We start from the raw sequence: 22,039 nt of genomic DNA on the forward strand, positions 1-22,039 counted from the left end.
CGCGCATGTCCGCGATGACCGAGCCGGCGCCCCGGCGTGGGCCAGGGGTCGACGAGTACGCCGCGGGACTGCTCGCCCGCAACCGCGGCATGCTCGCCCGCGCCATCACCCTGGTGGAATCACGCCGGCCCGAGCATCAGGCGATGGCCGCCGAATTGATCAACCGGTTGCTGCCGCACACCGGCCGCGCCATCCGCGTCGGCCTGACCGGGGTGCCCGGCGCGGGCAAGAGCGCCCTGATCGAGGCGCTCGGCAGTTGGCTCACCGCGCGCGGCCATCGCGTCGCGGTGCTGTCGATCGATCCGTCCTCCACCCGCTCCGGCGGCAGCCTGCTCGGCGACAAGACCCGCATGACGCGGCTGAGCGCCGATCCCAACGCCTTCATCCGCCCCTCGCCGAGCGGGCTGGTGCTCGGCGGCATCGCCCGGACCACGCGCGAGACCATGCTGCTGTGCGAGGCGGCCGGCTACGACGTGGTGCTGATCGAGACCGTCGGCGTCGGCCAGTCCGAGGTCTCGGTCGCCGACATGACGGATTTCCTGCTGGTGCTGATGCTGGCCGGTGCCGGCGACGAATTGCAGGGCATCAAGCGCGGCCTGCTGGAACTGGCCGACATGATCGCCATCACCAAGGCCGATGGCAGCAACGTCACCGCGGCCCGGCGGGCGGCAACCCAGTACAGCTTCGCCATGCACCTGCTGTGCGAGCCTGGGGAGCCGGAACCAGTGGTGACCACCTGCAGCGCCCTGGAAGGCACCGGACTCGCAGAAATCTGGCAGGCCATCAGCGACCGTCAGGCCGAACGCGAACGCTCCGGGTCGTTGGCGGCCCGCCGCGCCCGGCAGAACACGGTGTGGATGTGGTCACTGGTCGACCAGCATATCCGCACCATGCTGCGGGCCGGCGACATGATCGGACGAACCGCGGCCGAGGTCGAAATCGAAGTGCGGGCCGGCACGCTCTCGCCGATGAGCGGGGCCGATATGATCCTGGGGGCACTTGGGTTGCCGTCTCTGAAGTAAGCAAGGCCAGGGCTTTGCCCTGGACCCAGCAGGGGCCACAAGGCCCCTGCACCCCACTAGCGCTGCGCGGCACAGAAAATCGGGTTCCAAGGGCGAAGCCCTTGGTGGAAGTGCAGGAGGCGGAGCCTCCTGCCGGGGCCGGGGCAGCGCCCCGGATCTTACGACGGCATCAGCAGCGCCAGCATGATCCCGCCCGACAGGGCCGTGCCGAACACGCCGGCCAGATTCGGCCCCATCGCATGATAGATCAGGAAGTTTTCCGGATCGTCCTTCAGCGCCACCACATGCGTCACGCGCGCCGCGATCGGCACAGAAGCGATGCCGGCCGAACCGAGCAGTGGGTTGATCGGCTCCTTGAGGAACAGGTTCATGACCTTCGCGCCCAGCACGCCGGAAGCGGTGCCGAAGACGAAGGCCACCAGCCCCAGGAACACGATCATGATGGTCTGCACGGTCAGGAAGCGGTCGGCCGCCATGGTGGAGCCGATTGCCACCGTCAGGATCACGATCACCACGTTCATCACGCCATTCGCGGCGGTCCGCGCCAGGCGTTCCGTCACCAGCACCTCGCGGAACAGGTTGCCCAGCATCAGCATGGTGATCAGCGGCGCCACCGGCGGCAGGAACAGGTTGACGATGATGGCGATGACGACGGGGAAGGCGATCCGCTCGATGCGCGAGACCGGGCGCATCTGCGGCATGCGGATCATGCGCTCGCGCTTGCTGGTCAGCAGCCTCATCACCGGCGGCTGGATCAGCGGCATCAGCGCCATGTAGGAATAGGCGGCGACCGAGATCTGCGGCAGCAGATGCGGCGCCAGCTTCACTGCCATGAAGATCGCCATCGGCCCGTCGGCACCGCCGATGATGCCGATCGCACCGGCCTCGTTGATGGTGAAGCCCATCACCTTGGCGAAAATCAAGGCGACGAAGATGCCCAGATGCGCGGCCGCGCCCAACACCACCAGCTTCGGGTTGGCGATCATCGGCCCGAAATCGGTCATCGCGCCGACGCCGAAGAAGATCAGCGGCGGCAGGATCAGCAGTTCCACGCCCTTGTAGGCGTAGTGGAACAGCCCTCCTTCCAGGATCAGGTCGGACCCCGGGACATTGGAGACGACGCAGGAGAAGCCGATGCCGACGAGCAGCAGCGGCTCGTATTTCTTGATGATCGCCAGCCCGATCATGGTGATGCCAACGGCGATCATCACCAGGTTGCCCCACCAGAAATGGGCAAGGCCGGTCTGGGCCGCGAGCGCCGCGAAGAAGGCCTCGAACTGGCTGAACATGACGGTCAACCTCCTTTCGGCTCAGTGATGGCGGAGGCTGTCGTCATCGAGCCGGACGACCCGGTTGAGCAGCGGCAGCAGCGCGAGCACCACACCGATGCCGCCGATCATGACGATGCTGAGGAAGAAATCGATCACGCTCAGGATGATGGCACCTTGCAGCGAATCCGGAACGATCATTCGAGCCTCCTGTGGCCGACCCGGGCTGGGGCGCCGGCTTGCATGGTCTTCGGTGTCAGCCCAGCGTCATCAGCACCTGGCCGGTTTCGACGCTGTCATTCGGCTTGACGGCAATGGTGGTGACCGTGCCCGAATTCTTGGCGAGCACAAAGGTTTTCATCTTCATCGCCTCGATGGTGGCGATCCGGTCACCCGGCTTCACCGCCTGCCCGACATGCGCGTCGATGGCGACCACGACGCCGGCCAGGGGTGCGACCTCGGCACCGGCGCCGCCGCCCTCCAGCACGGCCACCGGGGACGCCGCAGCCGGGGCTGGGGCTGCCGCCGACGGAGCGGCGGCGGGAACGACGGATGCAGCAGGGGCTGAAGCCGGCTGCGGCGCGCCCGGCTGGGCCGGTGCGGTGAGATCCTCGACGACGACATTGTAGCTGCGGCCATCGACGGTGATCCGAAAAGTCCTCTGCATGGCTCCTCGATTTTCCGGGTTCAGGCGTCTGGCGACGCAAACCGCTGCGGGCTTGCATCTTCATTCAGGGCCGGGCGGCGGGTTGGCGATGGCATGAGCGTTTCGTCCTGGTTCCGCGCCGGCCGGCTCAGTGGGGGCGATGGGATGTCTGGTGCAGCCACCGTCCCTGCGAGGACCAGACCTGCCCACGGGCAGTGTCCTCGATATGCACGATGCGATGGCTGTCGAACATGGCAGCGACCGCGGCTGCGATCACCGGCAGATCCTCGGCAAGCCCGGGCGGGGAGGTCGCCGCCACCGCGGCCCGCGCCGAGACCAGCTCGGTCGTGGGGGCGCGGGTGTCGGTCGGCGAGTCCTGCGCGTAGCGGATCAGCGCCACGAGCAGGCGCCATCCCCAGTAGAAGCAGCTCAGCAGCCCGATGACGGCCAGCCAGTCACCGATCTGGCCGCGGAAGAGGGGCTCATACATGGGGGAAACCTCCTTGCCCTGCGCGCTACAGCGGGATGTTGCCGTGCTTCTTGGGCGGCCGGGTCTCTCGCTTGGTCGCGGCCTTGCGCAGCGACAGCACCACCGTCCAGCGGGTCGCCGCCGGATCGATCACATCGGTGATGTAGCCGTGGCCGGCGGACAGATAGGGTGTCGCGAATTCGGCGCGATAGGCAGCGGCCAGCTCGGCGGCCTTGGCGCGACGATCCTCGGCGGCCTTCAGTTCCTTGCTGTAGAGCACGTTGACCGCGCCTTCGGCCCCCATCACCGCGATCTCGGCGGTCGGCCAGGCATAGACGAAATCCGCCCCCATTTCCTGGCTGCACATGGCAAGATAGGACCCGCCATAGGCCTTGCGCAGGATCACCGTGACCTTCGGCACCGTCGCCGAGGCATAGGCGAACAGCATCTTGGCGCCATGGCGGATGATGCCGCCGCGCTCCTGCTCCACGCCCGGCAGGAAGCCGGGCACGTCGACCAGCGTGACCAGCGGGATGTTGAAGGCGTTGCAGAAGCGGATGAAGCGGGCCCCCTTGTCGGCGGCGTCGATGTCCAGCGCGCCCGCCTTCACCAGCGACTGGTTGGCGATCAGCCCCACCACGAAGCCGCCGATGCGGGCGAAGCCGACGATCAGGTTGCCGGCGAAGTCGGCATGCACTTCCAGCAGCTCGCCGTCATCGACCAGCCTCGCGATCACCGGCCGCACATCCATCGGCAGCGTCGGGTCATCGGGGATCAGGTCGTGGATGGCGAGGTCGGGTGTCTCGTCGATGTCCAGGCTCGGCCGGTGCGGCGGATCCTCGGCGTTGTTGGACGGCAGGTAGCTGAGCAGCCGACGCACCAGGGAAACGGCATGGGCATCGTCCTCGGCGAGGAAATGCACGTTGCCGCTGACCGCGGCATGCATCGCCGCGCCGCCGACCTCGTCCATCGTCACCGTTCGCCCGGTCACCGCCTTGATCACCTCCGGGCCGGTGATGAACATGCGGGCGTTGTTGCGGGTCATGACGACGAAGTCCATCAGCGCCGGCGAATAGGCCGCGCCCCCCGCGCAGGGCCCGCAGACCACCGCGATCTGCGGCACCACGCCCGAGAGCAGGACGTTCTGGAAGAACACCTCGCCATAGCCCGAGAGCGCGTCCACCGCTTCCTGGATGCGCGCCCCGCCGGAGTCGTTGAACGCCACCACCGGCATCCCGGCGCGGCCGGCAAGCTGCATGGCCCGCACGATCTTGGCGGCATGCATCTTCCCGAGCGTGCCGGCGGCCACCATGAAATCCTGGCTGAAGGAAGCGACCGGCCGACCATCGACATAGCCGGTGCCGGCCACCACGCCATCGGCCGGGAAGTCCTTGGTCACGCCACCCTGCGGGTTGGCGCGAATATGCATGCCGATTTCCTGGAAGGTGCCCTCCTGGAACAGCCCATTCAGCCGCTCGCGGGCGGTGAGTTGCCCCAGCTCGTGGCGGGCCTTGGCCTTGTCCTCGCCGCCAGCAGTGGCGATCCTGGCGCTGCGCTCGCGCAGTTCTTCCAAAAGCTTGGCAGACAGCGTCATTCTTTCCACCCGTCGTTGCATCGCCAGGCACCGCCCTCGCGGCGGTGCCCGCATCGTTGCGTCAGGCCTGCTGCAGCTCCACCAGCGTGCCGTTGAGATCCTTTGGATGCAGGAACAGGACCGGCTTGTCATGCGCGCCGATCTTCGGCTCGCCGTCGCCCAGCACCCGCAATCCGACGGATTTCAACTGGTCGCGGGCGACCAGGATATCGTCCACCTCGAAACACATGTGATGGATGCCGCCCGAGGGATTCTTTTCAAGAAAGGCCGCGATCGGCGAGCGCTCGCCCAGCGGGTTGATCAGCTCGATGCGGGTGTTGTCGACATCGACGAAGACCACGGTGACACCGTGCGCGGGCTGCGGCAGCGGGTCGGACACCGTGGCACCGAGCTTCTCGCGATAGGTCCGGGCCGCCGCCTCGAGATCGGGCACGGCGATCGCGACATGGTTCAGCCTGCCAAGCATGGACGCCCTCCTGTGTTTCGTCTTGCCGGACGAGCATGGCGGTATGGACGCAAGGTCCCCGTCACTCTTTGCCCTTTCGCCGGCATCCTGCGTCTTCCATGACGCACAGTGTCCCTCATCACGGTCGATTGCTCAACAGTGCCGGGATCCGTTGAAGGGTACGAAAAATCACGAGTCCGATTCCCCGTGACACATCGGCGACGCCGAAGGACGGGTGGCAAGCCACCCGTCCCTGGTTTCACCCTGCCTGCAGGCAGATCCGAGCTGTGCGGCTCAGGCTTCGTGTGCCAGCTCCCAACGATCCGCCGAGCGCCACAGCCGCGAACGCAGCAGCTCTCGCTCGAAGATGAATTCCTTGGGCAGCCGGTCAAAGAAGCGGTCGAACAGTTCCTCGTGCGAGCGTGCTTCCTGCGTCCCGGCCTCGCGGCCGACCGCCATCAGCTCGTAGAATGTATCGGAATCGTAATCCAACCCACGCCAGTCGATATCTTCGCGGCGCGGCATCCAGCCGATCGGGCTCTCCACGCCGTAGCCACGGCCGTGCACGCGGTCGACGATCCACTTCAGCACGCGCATGTTCTCGCCGAAGCCCGGCCACAGGAACTTGCCGTTCTCGTCCTTGCGGAACCAGTTGACCCGGAAGATCCGCGGCGGGTTGGCCACGCGCCGGCCGATGTTCAGCCAGTGACTGAAATAATCGGCCATGTTGTAGCCACAGAACGGCAACATCGCCATCGGGTCGCGCCGCATCGAGGTAACGCCGATCGCCGCCGCCGTCGCCTCCGATCCCATGGTGGCGGCAAGATAGACGCCATGCGCCCAGTTGAAGGCCTGGAACACCAGCGGCATGTTCTTGCTCATGCGCCCGCCGAACACGAAGGCGCGGATCGGCACACCTTCTGGCTTCTCCCAGTCCGGATCAAGGCTCGGGCACTGGCTGGCCGGGGCAGTGAAGCGCGCGTTTGGATGCGCCGCCGGGCGGCCGCTTTGCGGCGTCCAGTCCTTGCCGGTCCAGTCGATCAGATGCGCCGGCACCTCATCAGTCATGCCCTCCCACCAGACATCGCCATCATCGGTCAGGGCGGTGTTGGTGAAGATCGCGTTGCGCTCGAAGCTCGCCACCGCGTTGGGATTCGACTTGAGGTTGGTGCCGGGGGCAACGCCGAAGAAGCCGGCCTCGGGGTTGATCGCCCGCAACTGGCCGTCTTCGCTTTTCTTGATCCAGGCGATGTCGTCGCCGACCGTGGTGACCTTCCAGCCGGTCAGCGCGGCCGGCGGCACCAGCATGGCGAGGTTGGTCTTGCCGCAGGCGCTGGGGAAGGCGGCACCGAGATAGGTCTTTTCGCCTTCCGGGGATTCGATGCCCATGATCAGCATGTGCTCGGCCATCCAGCCCTCGTGGCGGGCCATCACCGAGGCGATGCGCAGGGCCAGGCACTTCTTCCCAAGCAGGGCGTTGCCGCCATAGCCCGAGCCATAGGACCAGATCTCGTAGGTCTCGGGGAAATGGACGATGTACTTGCGGTTGATGTCGGCCTCGCAGGGCCAGGGCACGTCGGCCTGGCCCGGTGCGAGCGGCGCGCCCACCGAATGCATGCAGGGGATGAACGGGCCGTCGCCAAGCGCATCGAGCACCGCCTTGCCCATGCGTGTCATGATCTTCATGTTGGCGACGACGTAGGGGCTGTCGGTGATCTGCACCCCGATCTTGGCAATGGGTGAGCCGATCGGCCCCATGCTGAACGGAATGACATACATGGTGCGGCCGCGCATGCAGCCGTCGAACAGCCCGTTCAACGTGGCACGCATCTCTGCCGGCGGTGCCCAGTTATTGGTCGGGCCGGCGTCTTCCCGGTTTAGCGAACAGATGAAGGTCCGGTCCTCCACCCGCCCGACGTCGGATGGATGAGAGCGCGCGAGGAACGAATTCGGGCGCTTCTCCGGGTTGAGCCGGATGAAGGTGCCCGCCTTCACCATCATCTCGCAAAGCCGGTCGTATTCCGCCTGCGAGCCGTCGGTCCAGACAACCGTATCGGGCTTGCAGAGAGCGGCCATCTCGTTGACCCAGGCAAGCAGCTTCTTGTTGGTGATGGTGTCTGGTGCGGTTGCAATAGCATCCATCATGCGATCCTTCCCGATTGGCGCGCCGGTATCGCCGTGGGTTGAGAGAAGGCGAACGGCGCCTGATCAGTGGCCGGCATCCCCCCGGCGCGATGGCATTCATTCGAAAATGCCCTGAAACCACGGACAGCAGCAACCGAGGTGTCTGGACCCGTTGCGATCAGTTCGGATCGCCATGCCGGCGACGCTGACCGCACCGCTTCCCTGCTCCGGAGTATGCCTTCTGCCGAGCGGACAGGATACAGCCATTTGATCGGATGCGAACCCGCATTCGTTCGAAATCCGGCCCAATCGGACAGACGACCCCGCAGGGAGGCCGCATGCACCGTCCCGCTCGCCCGGGATGGCGATCCCGGTCATGGTTCCACGCATGGGTGGCGGAGAACAAGCCCCCTGAGGCACCGCCGCCCGGCATGGCCGGGCCGGTGAGGACCCTCCGGCACAGCCTCGACCTTTGGTTATGCCTCTTCGAGGGTGAAGCCGACCTTGAGCGTCACCTGGTAATGGCCGACCTTGCCGTCCACCACCTCGCCCCGCACCTGGACCACCTCGAACCAGCGGATGTTGCGAACTGTCTCGGCGGCCCTGGCAATGGCCACCTGGATCGCGTCCGAGACGCTCTCACGCGAGGTGCCAACGAGGTCGATCATCTTGTAGACGTGTCCGGTCATGAATGCCCCCTCCCGTCCCCGACCTGTGCACGACCACGGCCACCGGCGGCGGCTGCGTCGTGGCACCTCCTTTTGATACCGGTCGGGTCCGGCGCCGGGGAGATGGCATCGTCCCGGGCCGGATGACGTTCCCGTGGGTCGCACCGCAGCGTCGGGGCCAGTGGTCCGCTGCTACCGCTCAGGGCGGGGCGTACCCGGCCTGCGCCACCGCCGCCGGCCGGCCGGGCAGATGCAGCCGCGTGTGACGCGGCGGCGATTCCGCAATGACGGTTCCGCGTCGCACCACGGCAAGCCGCGCGGCGCGCAGGCGGATCGCCTCGATCGGATCGGCCGCGTCCAGCAGCACCATGTCGGCATGACACCCCGGTGACAGGCCATACTCCGCCAGCCCGAGGATGCGCGCGGCATTGGTCGTCACCGCATCAAAACAAAACCGCATGCCTTCGCGGCTGGTCATCATGCCCACGTGCAGCCCCATATGCGCCACGTCCAGCATGTCCGCGCCGCCGAGCGGGTACCAGGGATCCATCACGCAGTCATGACCGAACGCCACCGTGACCCCCGCCTGACGCAGCTCCGGCACCCGCGTCATGCCGCGCCGCTTGGGATAGGTGTCGTGCCGCCCCTGCAGCGTGATGTTGATCAGCGGATTGGCGATCGCGGCGACCCCGGCCTCCGCCATCAGCGGCAGCAGCTTCGAGACGTAGTAATTGTCCATCGAATGCATCGAGGTCAGATGCGACCCGGCCACGCGGCCCGCCAGGCCCAGGCGCTGCGTCTCGGCGGCCAGGGTCTCGATGTGGCGCGAGTGCGGGTCATCGCTCTCGTCGCAATGCATGTCCACCATCAGGCCACGGCGTGCGGCGATGGCACAGAGCGCGCGCACCGACTCCGCGCCATCGGCCATGGTCCGCTCGAAATGCGGGATGCCGCCAACCACGTCCACGCCCATGTCGAGCGCCCGCTCCAGGTTGGCCGCGGCCCCGGGTGCGCGTAGATAGCCGTCCTGCGGAAAGGCGACCAGTTGCAGGTCGATCCAGGGCCGGACGCACTCGCGCACCTCCAGCAGGGCCTCGACCGCGAGCAGGCGTGGGTCGCAGACATCCACATGGCTGCGAATCGCCAGCAGCCCCTGCGCCACCGCCAGGTCACAGTAGCGCAGGGCGCGTTCCACCACTGCCTCCCGGGTCAGGGTCGGCTTCAGTTCCCCCCACAGCGCGATCCCCTCCAGCAAGGTGCCGGACTGGTTCAGCCGCGGCAGCCCGAGCGAAAGGGTCGAATCGAGATGGAAATGAGCATCCACGAAAGGCGGCGAGACCAGTCGCCCGCCGGCATCGATCACCCGCCCGGCGGCGGCGGTGATGCCGGGGGCGACGGCCTGGATCCTGCCCTGGGCGCAGGCGATGTCCACGCCACGCTGCCCATCCGGCAGGCAGGCGTCATGGATGATCAGGTCGAAGCTCATCAGGGCCTCCGCGCTCGGGCGATCTGGTCATGATTATGACGGCTTGGCCCCGGCTCGCCCATCCGCCAGACTGCGCGGCCGTGAGCACGAGCGCGCCGCCTTCGGCACGATATTTGCCTCTCCGCGGGTTTTCCTGCGCGGGGTGTCGTTCGCTGCCCGCAGGTCCAAACCGGGCGCATCCCAGGGTGAAGGCATATCAATGACGACTCGAACCGATTCCCCCGCCGGCCTCGGCCGCCGCGGCGCGCTGACGCTTGGCGCTGCCACCCTGCTCGGGGCCCTGCCGGCGCGCGGGCATGCCGCGGCACCGCTGAAGGTGGGCGCCATCTTCTCCACCCCGATCGAGGAGCCGTGGGACCACCAGATCCATGTCGCCCTGGTGCAGGCGCAGAAGGTGCACGGCATCGCCTATCAATGGTCCGAGCACGTCGCCGCCGCCGATTTCGGCCGGGTGATGCGCGAATATGCCGAGAAGGGCTGTGCCCTGGTGGTGGGTGACGCCTTCGCCGCCGAAACCATCGCCCGCCGCGTCGCGCGATCCTATCCCAAGGTAGCCTTTGCCTTCGGCTCCGGCCAGGGCCCGGTCAATCCGAATTTCAGCGTATTCGACAACTGGATTCACGAGCCCGCCTATCTCAGCGGCATGATCGCCGGCAAGATGACGAAGTCGGGCGTGGTCGGCTCGGTCGCCGCCATGGACATCCCGGAGGTCGCCCGGCTGGTGAATGCCTTCAATCTCGGCGCCCGTGATGCCCGTCCGGACGTGAAGTGCAAGGTCACCTTCATCGGTTCGTTCTTCGATCCCCCCAAGGCAAAGGAAGCCGCGGTCGCGCAGATCGAGGCCGGGGTGGACGTGATCTTCGCCGAGCGCTTCGGCGTCATCGAGGCGGCAAAGGAACGAAACATCCTGGCCATCTCCAACATGTCCGACCAATCGGCGCTGGCGCCGGACACGGTCATCACCGGCCCGGTCTGGGATATGTGGCCGACGATCGACGCGGTGGTGAAGATGGTGAAGGCCGGTGTGTTCACCGCGCAGGATCTCGGCAGTTTCTCCTTCATGGCCAAGGGTGGCGCGAAGCTGGCCCCGTTCCATGCCTGGGAGCAGAAGCTGCCCGCCGATGTGCGCAAGCTGGTGGCGCAGAAGCAGGCCGAGATCATCGACGGCACGTTCCGCGTACCGGTGATCGAGACCACGCCGAAATCCGAGTAGCATTCATGTCCGGGATCCAAGGGCCTCCGGCCCTTGGCGAGGTGCAGGGGCAGAGCCCCTGCCGGGGTCCGGGGCAGCGCCCCGGCGCGCTGGTCGCCATGCGCGGGATTTCCAAGCGTTTCGGCACGGTGCAGGCCTGCGCCGGGATCGATCTCACGGTCCATGCCGGCGAGATCCTGGGTTTGCTGGGCGAGAACGGTGCCGGCAAGACCACGTTGATGAACATCCTGTTCGGCACCTATGCGGCCGATGCGGGATCGATCGAGGTGGATGGTCGTCCCGTGCGCGTCGCCAGTTCCGCGGATGCGCTGCGGCTTGGCATCGGCATGGTGCACCAGCATTTCCAGCTCGTGCCGCGACACACCGTGCTGGAAAATCTGCTGGTCGGCCGTGGCCTCGACCGCGCCACCGCGCTGGCGCGGCTGGAAGCAATCGGCCGTGACTTCCGTCTCATGCTCGCCCCGGATGCGCTGGTCGGTGACCTGTCGGTGGGTGAGCAGCAGCGGGTCGAGATCGCCAAGAGCCTGGTGCGTGGCGCGCGCGTGCTGGTGCTGGACGAGCCCACCGCCACGCTGACGCCCGAGGAAAGCCGTGGCCTGTTCGCCGCCTTGCGGGCGATGGCGGCGCGTGGGCTCGGCGTGATCTTCATCAGCCACAAACTTGGCGAAGTGCTTGATCTCACCTCGCGCATCACCGTGCTGCGCCATGGCCGCGTGGTGGCGGCGTGCGACAACGACGGCACGCTGTCAAGGGCCGGTCTGGCGCGCATGATGTGCGGGCGGGAACTGGCGCCGCCGGTGCGCGAGGCGCTCGCGCCAGGCCGTCCCCTGCTGCAGATCGAGACCGTCTCCGCCCGCCGGGGCCGCAGTGCGCTGCACGAGGTTTCGCTGACAGTGCGCGCGCATGAGATCGTCGGCATCGCCGGGGTCGCCGGCAACGGCCAGCGGGAACTCGCGGACCTTGTTGCCGGCGTGCTGTCGCCGGAACGGGGCCGCGTGCTGGTGGAAGGGGTCCCCGTGCCGCGTCCCGATCCCAGGGAGATGCAGGCACGGGGGATCGGTCGCGTGCCGGAGGACCGGCTGGTCACCGGCATGATCCCCAGCCTGTCACTGGCCGAGAGCATGGCGCTGCCACGCTTCGGCCAGAAGCCGTTCAGCCGCTTCGGCCTGCTCGACCGCGCCGCCATGCGGCGTTTCGCCCAGGAGCAGATCTTCCGCTTCGATATCCGCACCAGCGGGCCGCAGGCGCGCAGTGGCACGCTTTCTGGCGGCAATCTGCAAAAGGCGCTGCTGGCACGCGAGCTTGCCTGGAATCCGCGCCTGCTGCTGGTGGCGCAGCCGACGCGCGGCATCGATATCGGGGCCGCCGAGCGCGTGCACCGCTGCTTTCTCGACCTGCGCCGCGCGGGTGGCGGGGTGCTGCTGATCAGCGAGGACCTGGAAGAATTGTTCGCGCTTTCCGACCGCATCGCGGTGATGTTCGCCGGCCGCATCGTCGCCGACCTGCCCGTGGCCGAGGCGAGCGTCGAGCGCATCGGCCTGCTGATGGCCGGCGTGGCCGAGGCGGCATGATGCACCTGCGCCTGGAACGCCGCGAGACCACGCCCCTCTGGCTGCAACTGGTGCTGCCATTGGCGGCTGTCCTCGTCACCCTGCTCCTGTGCGCGGCGCTGGTGCGCCTGGCGGGGGCCGATGTGCTGGATGCCTATGCCGAGTTGTTCCTTGGCCCGGTGCGCAGCAGCTTCGACCTGCAGCAGACGCTGATCAAGACGGCACCGCTGGTGCTCACCGGACTTGCGGTCACGGTGGCCTTCCGCGCGAAGTTCTGGAACATCGGCGCCGAAGGGCAACTGCTCGCCGGTGCGGTCGCCGCCGGGTTCGTCGGCCAGCGCATGATCCTGCCGGACGTGGCGCTGGTTCCCCTGATGCTGGCGGCCGGGGCCGCGGGGGGCGCCGCTATCGCCCTGCTGCCCGCCTTGTTGCGGGTGCGGCTGCGGGTGGACGATGTGGTCACCACGCTGCTGCTCAATTCCATCACGCTTTACGCGCTGATGGCGTTGCTGGAAGGAGCCTGGAAGGATCCGCATGGCGGCTTCCCCAGCTCCGCGCCGATCCGGCCGGAAGCGGAATTCCCGATGCTCGGCGGCAGCGACCTGCATCTCGGCGTGGTGGTCGCGCTGGTCGCGGCGGTGCTGACCTGGGCCCTGATCGCGCGCACCACGCTCGGCTTTGCCATCCGGGCCGTGGGGGCAGGGGCCCCGGCGGCACGCTACGCCGGCATCCGCGTCGACCGCGTGCTTGTCACCGCCGCGGCGATCTCCGGCGCACTCGCCGGCCTGGCCGGGGCGGGCGAGGTGGGCGGAGTGCATTTCCTGGTCATCTCCGACATCTCGCCGGGCTACGGCTATGCCGGCATCGTCGTCGCCATGCTGGCCGAGCTGAATCCGCTCGGCGTGGTGCCGGCGGCGCTGTTCTTCGCGATGGTGCTGACCGGGGCGGAATCGATGTCGCGCGCCACCGGGGTGCCCGTGTACCTGGCCCAGGTCATCCAGGGCGTCGCCCTGCTGGCCATGGTCGGCATCCGGCTGTTCGCGACCTATCGCCTGCGAGTGGGACGCGATCATGCCTGACCTGCTGCAACCCTTCCTGGAAGCCGGCTTCGTCGCGGCCCTGCTGCGCATCGCCACGCCACTGCTGTTTGCCACCCTCGGCGAGCTGTTCAGCGAACGCGCCGGCGTGCTCAACCTGGGCATCGAAGGCACCATGCTGCTCGGCGCCATGGTCGGCTTCACCGCCGCCCATGCCAGCGGCAGCCTGTGGCTGGGCATCCTGGCCGCCGCCCTCGCCGGCGCCGCCTGCGGCGCCCTGCTGGCGAGCTTCACCGTGGGCCTGGGGGTCAGCCAGCACGTCTGCGGCATCGGCGTGACCCTGCTCGCGACCGGACTCGCGTTCTTCTTCTACCGTTTGGTATTTGGACAACCCGCTGTTCCCCCTGCGGTAGTTCCGTTCGCGCCACTGCCGGTACCGGGACTGGCATCACTGCCCTGGCTTGGCCCGGCTTTGTTCCAACAGACCGCTTTGACCTATCTGGCATTGCTCGCCGTGCCGCTGACGGGGCTCGTGTTGTTCCGCACGCGCTGGGGCCTGAACCTGCGCACCGTGGGCGAAAATCCTCGCGCGGCGGACGCGGCCGGCGTGAACGTGGCGGCGATGCGTACCCAGGCCGTGGTGCTGGCCGGCGCATTGATGGGCATCGGCGGCGCCTATCTCTCGCTGGCCCAGTTCAGCTCCTTCACCTTCGGCGTGGTGTCCGGACGCGGCTGGGTCTGCATCGCCCTGGTGGTGTTCGGCCAGTGGCGGCCCTGGCGGAGCGCCGCGGGGGCCCTGCTGTTCGCCCTGCTGGAAGCCCTGCAGTTGCGGCTGCAGGCCGCCAACATCCTGCAACTGCCCTACGAAGTGTTCCTCATGCTGCCCTTCGTGCTGACCATCGCGGTGATGGCGCTGGTCTCACGCGATGCCCGCGCACCGGCCAGCCTGCTGATCCCGTTCCGCAAGGAAGAAAGATAGCCGGGAACTGCCTATTCTTCAGTTGCGCAAAGCCCCGGCCACCACAGCGAACGCGGCGGGGCTCATGCTCAGCCGCGTCACCCCAAGCTCCACCAGCAAGGCCGCAATCCGTGGATCACCTGCGGCCTCGCCGCAGACCGATACCGGGCGATCACAGGCACAACCGGCTTCCACCACGTCCCGGCACAGCCGCAGCACAGCCGGATGTGACGCATCGGCAAAACGCCCGAGTGCGGGATGTCCCCGCTCGGCCGCCAGCACGTACTGCGTCAAATCATTCGTGCCGATCGAGAAGAAATCCGCACAGCCCGCCAAGGCCTTTGCCTCCAGCGCTGCCGCCGGCACCTCCACCATGATCCCGAGCGGCACCGGCCATGCATGCGCAAGACCCGCCGCCACCAGCGCTGCATGGGCGCACTCCAACGCGGCCCGCGCCGCAGTGACTTCCTCCGCGCAGGTCACCATCGGCAGCATGATGCGCAGGTCAAGCCCACTGCCGGCCCGCAACAGCGCCCGCAACTGCGTCTCGAACACCGCCGGACGGGCCAGCAACAATCGCACGCCGCGCACACCCAGATACGGGTTCGCCTCCGGCGCCATGCCAAGCCAGGGCAACGGCTTGTCGGCCCCGGCATCGAGCGTACGCACCACCACCGGCCTGCCACGGAACGGCTCCATGATGGCGGCCACCAACGCGGCCTGCTCCGCCTCATCCGGCGGATCGGCGCGGTCGAGGAACAGCATCTCGGTCCGCAACAGGCCGATGCCCCGCGCCCCCGCCCGCGCGGCGGCCTCGGCATCGCGTTGCGACGCGACATTGGCCCAGAATTCGATACCCCGCCCATCAGCAAGCCGCAGAACGCCATCCACCAGAGCAACACCTGCCGTCACCGATGCGGCGGACGCCTGACGCTGCCGTACCTGCGCCAGCGTTGCGTCATCGGGGTCGATCCACACCTCGCCGCTGCCACCATCCAGCGCAGCGACCCCGCCGCCGGTCGCGGGCACCAGCGCGGCCGCCCCCATCACCGTCGGAATCCCGGCCCCCCGCAGCAGGATCGCCGCATGCGAGGCCGGACCACCGCGCCGATCAATCACTCCCAGCACCCGCGCCGGATCGAGCCGCGCCGCGAGCGAAGGCAGCAGGTCCTCGGCCACCAGTACCGCCGGCGGCCCCGGCGGCAGCTCCGCCGCTTCCCCACCAAGCAACCCCCGCAGCACACGCGCGCCCGCATCGCGCACATCGGCGGCACGCCCGCGCAGCACCGGATCGGCCAACCCGTCATAAGTGCGAGCCGTTTCCTCGATCGCATCGTTCCAGCCGGCAGCGGCCGGGCAACGTTGCGTCGCCACCAGCGACAAGGCCCGTTCCAGGATCGCCGGATCGCGCAGAAGCGCCGCATGCGCCAGCAGGATGTCGCCACCGACCCCGGCCCGCACCTCTGCTTCGATCTCGGCGGCACTCGCCGCGACCACCTGTCGCAGGCGGGCTGCCTCGGCCCCTGGATCGGCCACGGGCGCGCGCGCAATCGGCGGGCGTACCGTCCCAAGCCGCAGCACAGGCCCAAACGCCACGCCGGGCACCACCGGAATCGCCCGCCCCGTAACCGGCACCGATGGCGCAACCTCCACATCGGCCGGGGTCCCGGGCGGCGCACGCAAAATGCCGGCGATCGCAGCCACCGCCGCCGCGGCATCCGTCCCACTGGCCGCAACCCGCACCCGCTGCCCGGCCCGCACGCCCAGGCCGGTCAGCGCCGTCAGGCTTGCGGCCGAAGCCGGCCCGGCCCCGGTGGCGAGATTGCGCAGGCTCACTTGCGCCGCGAACCCGCCGGCACAGGCAACGATCCGCGCTGCCGGCCGCAGATGCAGGCCGAGCGGATCGGCAACCTCGGCATCTTCCGCTGTGTCCTCCTTCGCGATCGACGTTGCTTCCGCAGGCGGCGCCCCATCCTCCGTCGGCCCGAGCTGGTCACGCTTGGGTGTAAGTGCCGCCTCCGCCTCGGCCGTCACCACCTCCAGCGACGCCCCGGCGGCGGCACTCACCGCCGCCGCGACGGCGCCTTCCACCAGCGGAGCCGCGCAGAGCCGCACCCGCGCGGCGATCTCTGGTGCCACCAGCTCCAGCGCCATCCCGGCACTGAGGATGGCGCTGCCCAGATCCATCAGCACCAGCACCCCGGCCTGCGGATCGGCGGCAAGTTCTTCCAGGGCGGCGGCGATGGCGACGGCATCGGTGCCAAGCTCGGCGCCGTCCGGCCCGGCGCCCGCAGCCACCGCAATCGGCAGCGCCGGCCCGACCATCTGGCGTGCCAGCACTTCCACCGCCTCACCCAGGGGGCGGCTGTGCGAGACCAGCAGCAGCCCCACCTGCGCCGGCATCAGGCGGCTGCCTGCGCCAGTTCGTCGAGCAACATCACCGAGGACGCCGCGCCCGGATCGCGATGCCCCACCGAACGCTCGCCGAGATAGCTTGCCCGGCCCTTGCGCGCGATCAGCGGGATGGTGGCGTCGGAACCATGCGTCGCCGCCGCCGCGGAAGCCAGCAGCGCCGCCGGCAGCGCTGTCCCGTCCAGGGCTGCGACTGCCGGCAGCAGCGCGTCGAGCATGGTCTTCTCGCCTGCTTCCGCCTTGCCGCGGGCGCGGATGCCGGCCACGCCAGCCTCCAGGCAGGCACGCCATCCGGCCACGTCCAGGCTGGCGGCGCCGGCCGCCTTCTTGCCGGCCTCCAGGAACAAGGTGCCGTAGAGCGGCCCGCTGGCGCCACCCACGGTGGAAATCAGCGTCATGCCCACCAGCCGGAACAGCGCCGCCACATCCGCCGGCGGCGCCGCCTGCAGCTTGTCGCGCACCGCCGCGAAGCCGCGCGCGAGATTGGCGCCGTGGTCACCGTCCCCGATCGCGGAATCCAGCTCCACCAGCCAGTCCCGTTCCGTCGCGTAACGTGCGGCGAGCCGGTTCAGCCAGTCGGTCGCAACCGGCAGGGTGATCGCCTCGGCCATCGCCTTACATCCCCCAGCGCAGCGCCGGCGTGCGCACCGGTGCATCCCACAGGCGCTCCATCTCCGCATCGAGCTTCAGCAGCGTGATCGAGGCGCCGGCCATCTCCAGGCTGGTGATGTAGTTGCCCACCAGATTGCGCGCGATCACCAGGCCGTGCTGCGCGCAGATCTCCGCCGCCCGGCGATACAGCACATAAAGTTCGATCAGCGGCGTGCCGCCCATGCCGTTGACGAACAGCAGCACGCGATCGCCTGAGCGGAACGGCAGGTCGGCCAGCACCGGTTCCAGCAGCAGCTCGGCGATGCGGTCGGCGGGCGCCAGCTTCATGCGGGTGCGGCCGGGCTCGCCATGGATGCCGATGCCCATCTCGATCTCGTCCTCGGCGAGGCTGAAGGTGGGCTTGCCGGCATGCGGCACGGTGCAGGAGGTCAGCGCCGTCCCCATGCTGCGGCCCTGCGCGTTCACCCGCCGGCACAATGCCGCCACCGCGGCAAGGTCCTGGCCCTCGGCCGCAGCCGCGCCACAGATCTTCTCGGCCAGCACGGTGGTGCCGACGCCGCGCCGCCCCGCAGTGTACAGGCTGTCCTGCACCGCCACGTCGTCGTCGATCACTGCCTGCTCCACGGCGATGCCGCCGTCGCGGACCAGCTCGGCCGCGAGGTCGAAATTCATGATATCGCCGGTGTAGTTCTTGACGATGAACAGCACCCCGGCGCCGCCATCCACTGCCTGCGCGGCGGCAAGCATCTGGTCGGGCGTGGGACTGGTGAACACCGCGCCGGGGCAGGCGGCATCCAACATGCCATGCCCAACGAAGCCGCCATGCATCGGCTCGTGGCCACTGCCCCCGCCGGAAACGATGGCGACCTTGCCGGCCACCGGTGCATCGGCCCGCGCGATGAAGGCAGGGTCGAACGAGACCCGCAGCAGGTCACCATGCGCGGCCTGCATCCCCGCCAGCGCCTCCGCCACCACGGCCTCCGGCGCGTTGATCAGCTTCTTCATGCCTCGCTGCCCTCCCCAAGCACGCGACGTGCGGCGATCAGACAGCGGCGGCGCGGCGGCTGCAATGCCCGACGCGCCACGCTGCTCGCTCTTTTGTGAATAAACCGCTGCTGGCTGTCCCACACCTTTGGCAGAACCAGGCGAGTCGGATATCCTTGCGCCTCTTGCCCGAGAGGCCGAACGGAGAACCCGGACGCATGAGCATTTCACCACTCGCCGGCAAACCGGCGCCGAAGGAGCTTCTCGTCGACCTCGCCGCGCTCGAGCACGCGTATTACGCAAGGCGCCCCGATACCGACGATCCCAACCAACTGGTGCAGTTCGGCACCAGCGGGCATCGCGGCTCCTCGCTGCATGGCTCCTTCACCGAGGCGCATATCCTGGCGATCACCCAGGCGATCTGCGAGCACCGCAAGGCCCGGGGCATCGACGGCCCGCTCTACATGGGCAAGGACACCCACGCGCTTTCCTCTGCGGCGCAGCGTACGGCACTGGAAGTGCTGGCGGCGAACGGGGTGGAAACCATCATCCAGCCGGATGACGGGGTGACGCCGACACCGGTCGTTTCGCGCGCCATCCTGGTGCACAACCGCGGCCGCAGCGAGGCGCTCGCCGATGGCATCCTGATCACGCCGTCGCACAACCCGCCGGAAGACGGCGGCTTCAAATACAACCCCCCGAACGGCGGCCCGGCCGACACCGACGTCACGCGCTGGGTGCAGGACCGTGCCAACGCGCTGCTGCGCGAGGGCAACCGCGCGGTGCGGCGGGTGGCCTATGACACCGCATTCGCGGCGGAGACGACGCATGCGCGCGACTTCGTGCGGCCCTATGTCGAGGACCTGCGTCATGTCGTCGACATGGACGCGATCCGTGCCGCCGGGCTGCGCCTCGGCGTGGATCCGCTGGGCGGGGCGGCGCTGCATTACTGGGCGCCGGTGGCCGAGATCTATGGCCTCGACATCACCGTGGTGAATCCCCGGCTCGACCCGACCTTCGGCTTCATGACCGTCGACCATGACGGCAAGATCCGCATGGATTGTTCGAGCCCCTACGCCATGGCCGGGTTGATCGGGCTCAAGGACCAGTACGACATCGCCTTCGGCAACGACCCCGACGCGGACCGGCATGGCATCGTCACCCGCTCGGCGGGGCTGATGAACCCCAACCACTACCTCGCGGTCGCGATCGACTACCTGCTGACGCACCGGCCGGACTGGCCCACGGATGCCGCGGTCGGCAAGACCCTTGTCAGCAGCGCCCTGATCGACCGCGTGGTGCGCCGCCGTGGCCGCCGCCTCTCCGAAGTGCCGGTGGGCTTCAAGTGGTTCGCCCCCGGGCTGTTCGACGGCACCTGCTGCTTCGGCGGCGAGGAAAGCGCCGGGGCGAGCCTGCTGCGCCGCGACGGCACGGTGTGGACGACCGACAAGGACGGGCCGGTGATGAACCTGCTGGCCGCCGAGATCACCGCGCGCACCGGCCGCGATCCGGGCGAGCATTACGCGGCGCTGACCAAGGAACTCGGCGTGGCGCACTACACGCGCATCGATGCCGCTGCGACGCCCGAACAGAAGGCAAGGCTGCAGAAACTCGCGCCCGAAGCGGTGAAAGATGCAACCCTGGCCGGTGAGCCGATCGTGGCGAAGCTGACCCGCGCGCCCGGCAACGATGCCGCGATCGGCGGGCTGAAGGTGGTGACGGAGGGCGGCTGGTTCGTCGCCCGCCCCTCCGGCACGGAGAACATCTACAAGGTCTACGCTGAAAGTTTCCGCAGCCAGGAGCATCTGCAACGCATCCTGGGCGAAGCGCAGCAGATCGTCGGCGAGGCCCTGAAGCAGGGCGCCTGAAAAGGATCCAAGGGCTTTGCCCTTGGTGGAGGTCCAGGAGGCAAAGCCTCCTGGCGGGGCCCGGGGCAGCGCCCCGGATCAACGCACCTCCGGCAGCGCGATAAACTCCCGCTCGTCGCCGGGCACCTTGGCGAAGCGTCCGGCCTTCCAGTCGGCCTTCGCCTGTTCGATCCGCTCGTGGCGGGACGACACGAAATTCCAGAACAGAAAACGTGGCCCGTCCATGGCCGCGCCGCCGAGCAGCAACAGCCGGGCTCCTTCCGGTCCGGCCCGCAGCGCCAGTCGATCGCCGGCGCGGAACAGCAGCATCCGACCGGACTCGAAGCGGATGCCGGCAACTTCCAGCGCGCCCTGGACAATGTAGGCCGCGCGTTCCTCGTGCTCGTCAGGCAGCGGCACCGGGGCGTTGGAGCCGAGCACCGCGTCGGCGTAGAACAGCGGTGAGGTGGTTGCCACCGGCGCCGTGAGACCCCAACCTGTCCCGGCGATCAGCCGCAGGCGCAGGCCGTTCTCCTCGGCGAGCGGCAGCGTCGCAGCGGGATGGTGCGCGAAGTCGGGCTCCCGTTCTTCCGCCACCTGCGGCAGCGCCACCCAGGACTGGATGCCGAACAGGCGGTTGGCATGGCTCCGTGCTGCGGGATCGGTCCGCTCGGAATGGGCGATGCCGCGCCCCGCGGTCATCCAGTTCACGTCCCCCGGGCGGATCGGCTGGGCGGAGCCGAGGCTGTCACGGTGCAGGATCTCGCCATCGAACAGGTACGTCACGGTAGACAGGCCGATATGCGGATGCGGCCGCACGTCGAGGCCCTGGCCGGTCAGGAACTCCCCCGGTCCCATCTGGTCGAAGAAGATGAAGGGCCCGACCATCTGCCGCTGCTGTGCCGGCAGGGCGCGGCGCACCTCGAAGCCGCCAATGTCGTGGGCGCGCGGGATGATCACCGTTTCCACCTCGGGGGATGGAGAGGTCGGGATGTTGTGCCGTAGGTCCATCACTGCGGTCTCCGCTGGGGGGTGCATGCCGCAGGTAGGGGAGCGCGTCGGCTTTGCCACCCTGGAAGTGGTGCCACCGTTACGCCCGCATGAGCATGGCGGCCCGCTCGCCGCATCGTGACACCAGCCCGTCGCAGCGCATGCGGACCGAAGGGCTTCCCCGGGACGGCAAAGGGAGAGGAACGCATAATGACGAGCGCCCGGGAGCGGTACAAGGGCGTGTTCCCGGTTGCGCCAACCACCTTCACCGCCAGCGGCGAACTGAACCTGGACAGCCAGCGCCGCTGTATCGACTTCATGATCGATGCCGGCTCCCACGGAATCTGCATCCTCACCAATTTCTCCGAGCAGTTCGTACTGACCGACGCCGAGCGGGAAACGGTGATGCAGGCGGTGCTCGACCATGTCGCCGGTCGTGTTCCGGTGATCGTCACCACCTCGCATTTCAGCACCCTGTCTGTACCGACCGCAGCCGGCGCGCAGGCGGCGGGGGCGGCCATGGTCATGCCCTCCTGTCACGGGGCCACGGTCCGCGTGCCGGAGCACAGAGTTGTCGATTTCTTCCGTGCGGTAGCTGGTGCGATCGACATCCCCTTGATGGTCCAGGACGCACCGGTAAGCGGCACGGCACTGTCCGTGGAACTGCTCGCGCGCATGGCCCGGGGCATCCCCAATCTCAGCTATTTCAAGTGC

General features: G+C 68.4%; 19 protein-coding genes and 1 pseudogene. 7 read left to right on the plus strand and 13 right to left on the minus strand.

Annotated features, from left to right (window positions below):
• Window positions 1–5 precede the first annotated feature (5 nt).
• Window positions 6–1,022: a methylmalonyl Co-A mutase-associated GTPase MeaB gene (gene meaB, locus NBY65_RS10230; RefSeq protein ID WP_239003264.1), complete on the plus strand. Its 1,017-nt coding sequence runs from the start codon at window positions 6–8 to the stop codon at window positions 1,020–1,022.
• A gap of 158 nt (window positions 1,023–1,180) precedes the next feature.
• Here meaB and NBY65_RS10235 read toward each other — a convergent pair whose 3' ends face one another.
• The 9 genes from NBY65_RS10235 to NBY65_RS10275 form a co-directional block, all read right to left on the minus strand.
• On the minus strand, window positions 1,181–2,311 hold the full coding sequence (locus NBY65_RS10235) for a sodium ion-translocating decarboxylase subunit beta (protein ID WP_150043598.1): 1,131 nt from the start codon (window positions 2,309–2,311) through the stop codon (window positions 1,181–1,183).
• A 21-nt stretch (window positions 2,312–2,332) separates the two neighbouring features.
• Entirely contained in the window at window positions 2,333–2,491 is a 159-nt protein-coding gene (locus tag NBY65_RS10240) for a hypothetical protein (protein ID WP_203330644.1), read from the minus strand.
• A gap of 55 nt (window positions 2,492–2,546) precedes the next feature.
• Window positions 2,547–2,957 carry a biotin/lipoyl-containing protein gene (locus NBY65_RS10245; RefSeq protein ID WP_150043596.1) on the minus strand — a complete coding sequence of 137 codons (411 nt, stop codon included), beginning with the start codon at window positions 2,955–2,957 and terminating at the stop codon, window positions 2,547–2,549.
• Between the two features lie 127 nt (window positions 2,958–3,084).
• On the minus strand, window positions 3,085–3,426 hold the full coding sequence (locus NBY65_RS10250; protein WP_150043594.1) for a hypothetical protein: 342 nt from the start codon (window positions 3,424–3,426) through the stop codon (window positions 3,085–3,087).
• Between the two features lie 25 nt (window positions 3,427–3,451).
• A complete protein-coding gene (locus tag NBY65_RS10255) occupies window positions 3,452–4,999 on the minus strand; it encodes an acyl-CoA carboxylase subunit beta (RefSeq protein ID WP_150043592.1) in 1,548 nt (515 codons plus the stop codon).
• Between the two features lie 61 nt (window positions 5,000–5,060).
• Entirely contained in the window at window positions 5,061–5,465 is a 405-nt protein-coding gene (gene mce, locus NBY65_RS10260) for a methylmalonyl-CoA epimerase (protein WP_150043590.1), read from the minus strand.
• 273 nt (window positions 5,466–5,738) lie between these two features.
• Window positions 5,739–7,589, minus strand: coding sequence for a phosphoenolpyruvate carboxykinase (GTP) (locus NBY65_RS10265; RefSeq protein WP_456313101.1), 1,851 nt, complete (start codon window positions 7,587–7,589; stop codon window positions 5,739–5,741).
• Window positions 7,590–8,044: 455 nt separating this feature from the next.
• On the minus strand, window positions 8,045–8,257 hold the full coding sequence (locus NBY65_RS10270; protein WP_150043588.1) for a dodecin: 213 nt from the start codon (window positions 8,255–8,257) through the stop codon (window positions 8,045–8,047).
• 178 nt (window positions 8,258–8,435) lie between these two features.
• Entirely contained in the window at window positions 8,436–9,722 is a 1,287-nt protein-coding gene (locus NBY65_RS10275; protein WP_150043586.1) for an amidohydrolase family protein, read from the minus strand.
• A 199-nt stretch (window positions 9,723–9,921) separates the two neighbouring features.
• Here NBY65_RS10275 and NBY65_RS10280 point away from each other — a divergent pair, with 199 nt between their 5' ends.
• The 4 genes from NBY65_RS10280 to NBY65_RS10295 are packed head-to-tail and all read left to right on the plus strand — an operon-like array spanning window position 9,922 to window position 14,501.
• On the plus strand, window positions 9,922–10,935 hold the full coding sequence (locus NBY65_RS10280; protein ID WP_150043584.1) for a BMP family protein: 1,014 nt from the start codon (window positions 9,922–9,924) through the stop codon (window positions 10,933–10,935).
• Window positions 10,936–10,940: 5 nt separating this feature from the next.
• Window positions 10,941–12,506 (plus strand): ABC transporter ATP-binding protein, encoded by a 1,566-nt coding sequence (locus NBY65_RS10285; RefSeq protein WP_203330643.1) that lies wholly within the window; start codon window positions 10,941–10,943, stop codon window positions 12,504–12,506.
• A complete protein-coding gene (locus NBY65_RS10290; protein ID WP_239003008.1) occupies window positions 12,503–13,564 on the plus strand; it encodes an ABC transporter permease in 1,062 nt (353 codons plus the stop codon). Before NBY65_RS10285 ends, NBY65_RS10290 begins: the two co-directional genes overlap by 4 nt.
• Window positions 13,557–14,501 (plus strand): ABC transporter permease, encoded by a 945-nt coding sequence (locus tag NBY65_RS10295; protein ID WP_150043582.1) that lies wholly within the window; start codon window positions 13,557–13,559, stop codon window positions 14,499–14,501. Before NBY65_RS10290 ends, NBY65_RS10295 begins: the two co-directional genes overlap by 8 nt.
• Before the next feature lie 18 nt (window positions 14,502–14,519).
• Here the strand turns inward: NBY65_RS10295 and ptsP are convergent, their stop codons facing one another.
• From ptsP to dhaK, 3 genes are read right to left on the minus strand one after another with little or no spacing between them, the layout of a single operon-like run.
• Window positions 14,520–16,883 carry a phosphoenolpyruvate--protein phosphotransferase gene (gene ptsP / locus NBY65_RS10300; protein WP_150043580.1) on the minus strand — a complete coding sequence of 788 codons (2,364 nt, stop codon included), beginning with the start codon at window positions 16,881–16,883 and terminating at the stop codon, window positions 14,520–14,522.
• Window positions 16,883–17,503 carry a dihydroxyacetone kinase subunit DhaL gene (dhaL, locus tag NBY65_RS10305; protein ID WP_150043578.1) on the minus strand — a complete coding sequence of 207 codons (621 nt, stop codon included), beginning with the start codon at window positions 17,501–17,503 and terminating at the stop codon, window positions 16,883–16,885. The genes ptsP and dhaL overlap by 1 nt, the downstream gene beginning before the upstream one ends.
• 4 nt (window positions 17,504–17,507) lie before the next feature.
• Entirely contained in the window at window positions 17,508–18,509 is a 1,002-nt protein-coding gene (gene dhaK / locus NBY65_RS10310; protein WP_150043576.1) for a dihydroxyacetone kinase subunit DhaK, read from the minus strand.
• A 197-nt stretch (window positions 18,510–18,706) separates the two neighbouring features.
• Between dhaK and pgm the strand changes: the two genes are divergently transcribed.
• Window positions 18,707–20,356, plus strand: a complete 1,650-nt coding sequence (gene pgm / locus NBY65_RS10315) for a phosphoglucomutase (alpha-D-glucose-1,6-bisphosphate-dependent) (RefSeq protein WP_150043574.1) — start codon at window positions 18,707–18,709, stop codon at window positions 20,354–20,356.
• A 78-nt stretch (window positions 20,357–20,434) separates the two neighbouring features.
• On the opposite strand, the gene NBY65_RS10320 is transcribed toward pgm, so the two are convergent.
• Window positions 20,435–21,346, minus strand: a complete 912-nt coding sequence (locus NBY65_RS10320; protein ID WP_150043572.1) for a pirin family protein — start codon at window positions 21,344–21,346, stop codon at window positions 20,435–20,437.
• A 189-nt stretch (window positions 21,347–21,535) separates the two neighbouring features.
• Here NBY65_RS10320 and NBY65_RS34265 point away from each other — a divergent pair.
• A pseudogene (locus NBY65_RS34265) lies at window positions 21,536–21,976 on the plus strand (dihydrodipicolinate synthase family protein); the annotation flags it as partial.
• Between the last annotated feature and the right edge of the window lie 63 nt (window positions 21,977–22,039).

Origin of the sequence: Rhodovastum atsumiense (assembly GCF_937425535.1) — a bacterium.
Classification (GTDB): Bacteria; Pseudomonadota; Alphaproteobacteria; order Acetobacterales; family Acetobacteraceae; genus Rhodovastum; species Rhodovastum atsumiense.